Annotated in this window: 5 protein-coding genes; 2 read left to right on the top strand and 3 right to left on the bottom strand. The window is 34.1% G+C overall.

What is annotated here, in order from left to right:
• A partial coding sequence (locus tag GSY74_RS06330) for a saccharopine dehydrogenase family protein (RefSeq protein WP_164664259.1) occupies positions 1-1120 on the bottom strand: 1120 nt, incomplete at its 3' end.
• 220 nt (positions 1121-1340) lie between these two features.
• Here GSY74_RS06330 and GSY74_RS06335 point away from each other — a divergent pair.
• Together GSY74_RS06335 and GSY74_RS06340 are read left to right on the top strand one after the other, a co-directional pair.
• The gene (locus tag GSY74_RS06335) at positions 1341-1592 is read left to right on the top strand and encodes a hypothetical protein (RefSeq protein ID WP_164664260.1); all 252 of its coding nucleotides are present in this window, start codon (positions 1341-1343) and stop codon (positions 1590-1592) included.
• Positions 1576-1914: a type II toxin-antitoxin system PemK/MazF family toxin gene (locus GSY74_RS06340; protein ID WP_164664261.1), complete on the top strand. Its 339-nt coding sequence runs from the start codon at positions 1576-1578 to the stop codon at positions 1912-1914. The genes GSY74_RS06335 and GSY74_RS06340 overlap by 17 nt, the downstream gene beginning before the upstream one ends.
• Before the next feature lie 59 nt (positions 1915-1973).
• On the opposite strand, the gene GSY74_RS06345 is transcribed toward GSY74_RS06340, so the two are convergent.
• Complete coding sequence (locus GSY74_RS06345; RefSeq protein WP_255494565.1) at positions 1974-2393, bottom strand: hypothetical protein; 420 nt, start codon at positions 2391-2393, stop codon at positions 1974-1976.
• 45 nt (positions 2394-2438) lie between these two features.
• Positions 2439-3387, bottom strand: a 949-nt coding sequence (locus tag GSY74_RS06350; protein WP_164664262.1) for a LysM peptidoglycan-binding domain-containing protein, incomplete at its 5' end; no start/stop codon positions are given.

The following is a 3387-nucleotide window of genomic DNA, read 5'->3' on the forward strand; positions in this document are numbered from 1 at the left end:
CTTCCATATTAAAAACACCCTTGCCTTGCCATTTCCCCTCTAGCATAAGTTTAGCTCCTATCATCGCTGGAACTCCTGTAGTATAACTTACCCCTTGGCTCATCACCTCTTGGTAACACTTCTCATGGTCAGATACTTGGTAGATATAGACTGTTTTCTCTTTGCCATCTTTTATCCCTTTGGCGTAGATACCAATATTAGTTTTTCCTTTTGTTCGTACACCAAGAGAGGCAGGGTCAGGGAGCAGAGTGGCTAGAAACTCCATCGGTACTATCTTTTGACCTCTGTGTTCTACCTCTTTGATTCCCAACATTCCTACATTTTCAAGACATCTCATATGGGTTAGATAACTCTCTCCAAATGTCATAAAAAATCGGATTCGTTTCAGACCTTTGATATGTTTGACTAAGCTCTCCATCTCCTCATGATAGAGCAGATATGAGTCTCTCTCTCCGACCTCTGGATAGTCCCAAACCTTTTTTATCTCCATCGGTTCTGTCTCTATCCATTCTCCATTTTTCCAGTATCTACCTTTGGCAGAAACCTCACGCAGATTGATTTCAGGGTTGAAGTTAGTTGCAAATGGGTAGCCGTGGTCACCATCATTACAGTCTAGTATATCTATAGTGTGAATCTCATCAAAGTAGTGTTTCTGGGCATAAGCACAAAAGACATTGGTCACCCCAGGGTCAAAACCACTTCCAAGAAGAGCCATAATACCTGCATCTCTAAACTGTGCATCTCTAGCCCACTGCTCTTTGTACTCAAATTTAGCTGTATCAGGATGTTCATAGTTGGCAGTGTCAAGATAATCAATACAACATTTGGTACAAGCATCCATAATAGTCAAATCTTGATACGGCAGAGCAACATTGATAACTATATCAGGCTCTATCTCACCAAATAGTACCACCATATCTTCTACAAAGTCAGCATCTATCTGTGCTGTTTTTATCTCTATACCTGTTTTGTTAAGTATATTTTTTGCAATAGCATCACATTTAGATAGCGTACGACTAGCTAGAGTAATCTCTCCAAAACTCTCTGCATTCATAGCACACTTAAATGTTACAACATTACCAACTCCACCTGCACCGATGATTAGGGTTTTTTTTGACATTTTATAATCCTTAAAATTTTAATGGGATTTTATCATATTTTTATTTTTTCATTCGTATAGATGTGAAATATTTAGCCATGAGTTATGGGTAGCTTATGGTTGAGTGTTTAGATTTCGGTTTAGAATAAGGTGATAGAAGTTTCTATCTTAAAAAATTTAATTATCATTTACTCTATTATGCTATAATGATTTGTAAAACCAATTAGTGAAAGGATAAAGTATGATTGAAGTAACATTAGCAGACCTAAGAAACTCATCTACATTTTTCAAAACCAATCAAGTTGTTCATATTGTAAATGGTAGAAAAAGAGAGGGTATGGGATATTTTGTACCAAATGTACTAAAAGAAAAATTTGAGATTTTTTTAGAAGCTTTGGAGAGAGAAGAGAAGAGAAAACTGCTAAAAAGAGTGGCTGATGCAAGTGCCAAAGATATAGTTGGTGATGGAGCTGTTGATGATGGAATTAAATAGAGGGGATATATGTTTAGTCAATTTTAACCCAGCAAAGGGAGGTGAGATTGGAAAATTGAGACCTGCTATAGTTTTGAGTGACCAAGAGGAGAATGAGATACTGAATACTGTTATCGTTATACCTCTATCTACTGTTATTGAAAAGGACGCTTTACCATATAGATTTTTGATTACTTCCAGAGATAAACTAGAGAGAGATTGTGATGCTTGTATCTATGAGATAAGAGCATTGTCAAAGACAAGAGTTAAAGAGAAGTTATCAGTTTTGAGTAGTGAAGAGTTAGGGATTATTCAAGATTCACTTTGTAAAATAATTAAATGAATTGAATAAAAAAATTAAGCAAACTAAAAAAAGAGCTAGAGAAGTGGAAAAAGGGATTTTCACCCTAAATACATAAACTGAGATAAAAAGATAATCGTCACAACAAAAGCAAATGGTAAAACATGACTCTTGAAAACTAGTGGTTGTATCTTTAGATATACTTGGTTGAACCCTCTAATACCAAGCCAAATACCCAAAAATGCTTTTAGTGATAGCATCATCTGAAATGTTGTCATTCCATCTTCGCCAATGCTCCCAAAAACTTGACTGATGAGATATAGACCCGTTAGGACAGCTACTATTAGGCTAGGTGGTACTACTTTTCGTACGAACATCATAAATGATTCTCTAGCTTTTTTATGCTCATCCTCATTTAGATTTCTAGGCATTTTGTTTAGGAAGAGGTTGTCTGTGATTAGGAAACCTCCGTATATAAATGCAGCAAATAGGTGAATGGTTTTAATGATAACAAAAAACATGATAAATCCTCAAATAAATTAGGTGAAATTATAGTAAAAATTATCTTATTTTAGAGTAGGAACTCTCAATTCCATCCCCTCTTCTAATTTTAAATCGGCTTCAATAATGTTTTTGTTCGCATTATAGATACGATAATACTCTTTTTCATCTCCATAGTATTTTATTGCAAGTTGAAATATATCAACCTCTTTTTCTACTTTTATCTTAACAAACTCCTCTTCCACATATACAACCTCTTCTACGACACTATTTTCATTATCATCTAAAGGTATAACGATTTCTTGGATTTTCTCGTTAGAAAGATTATTCTTCTCTTTTTTTGATATGATAACTTCCTCTTTATATTTAAAAGAGATGGAGGTAGGGATTATAAGCTCGTCACCTATATATATCTGAAGAGTTTTATCAATTTTATCGTGATTTGCTCTATGTATAGCATGATATTTACGACTATCACCATAGTACTTTTGGGCATATTTTGAGAGACTCTCACCCTCTTGTACTTTGACTATAATATGGTCACTATTTACTTGTAGGACTTTAATCTCTTTTGCTCTGTTTATGCTATCGTTATCGTGGTTAATAAGTTTTTGAATAAGGGTTATTTTTCTAAGTTGCTCCCTTAGCTCTTTGTTATTCTCTTTGACCATTTTTAGCTCGGCTAGTTGTTTAACAATATCATTGAGTTGGTTTTTAATCTTCTCCATCTCTTCATTTTGGGCATTATCTAGTTTATCACTCTTTGGTAGATTTTCTATTTTGATTGAGGAGTCATTTGTATCCCTCTTTTTTGAACATTTCACCTCATCAATCTTTAGAGTGTTGTCACAACCTACAATAGTATGCTGTCTCATATCACTTTTACTTGATTCATCTATTAGTATAATACTATCTAACTGCTCTTGTATACTATCTGCTATAACTATATTAGACCCCAATATTAGTAGTATAAGAGTAGTCGATACTCTATTGAAAAATAGTTTTTTTAATAAA

The sequence above is a fragment of the Sulfurovum sp. bin170 genome (genome assembly GCF_010892395.1).
Taxonomy (GTDB): Bacteria; Campylobacterota; Campylobacteria; order Campylobacterales; family Sulfurovaceae; genus UBA1140.

What these genes read in the sequence shown, in the direction of transcription:
- GSY74_RS06340 (WP_164664261.1), top strand. Translation starts at nt 1,576, where the DNA reads ATGATGGAATTAAATAGAGGGGATATATGTTTAGTCAATTTTAACCCA.
- GSY74_RS06335 (WP_164664260.1), top strand. Translation starts at nt 1,341, where the DNA reads ATGATTGAAGTAACATTAGCAGACCTAAGAAACTCATCTACATTTTTC.
- GSY74_RS06345 (WP_255494565.1), bottom strand. Translation starts at nt 2,393, where the DNA reads ATGTTTTTTGTTATCATTAAAACCATTCACCTATTTGCTGCATTTATA.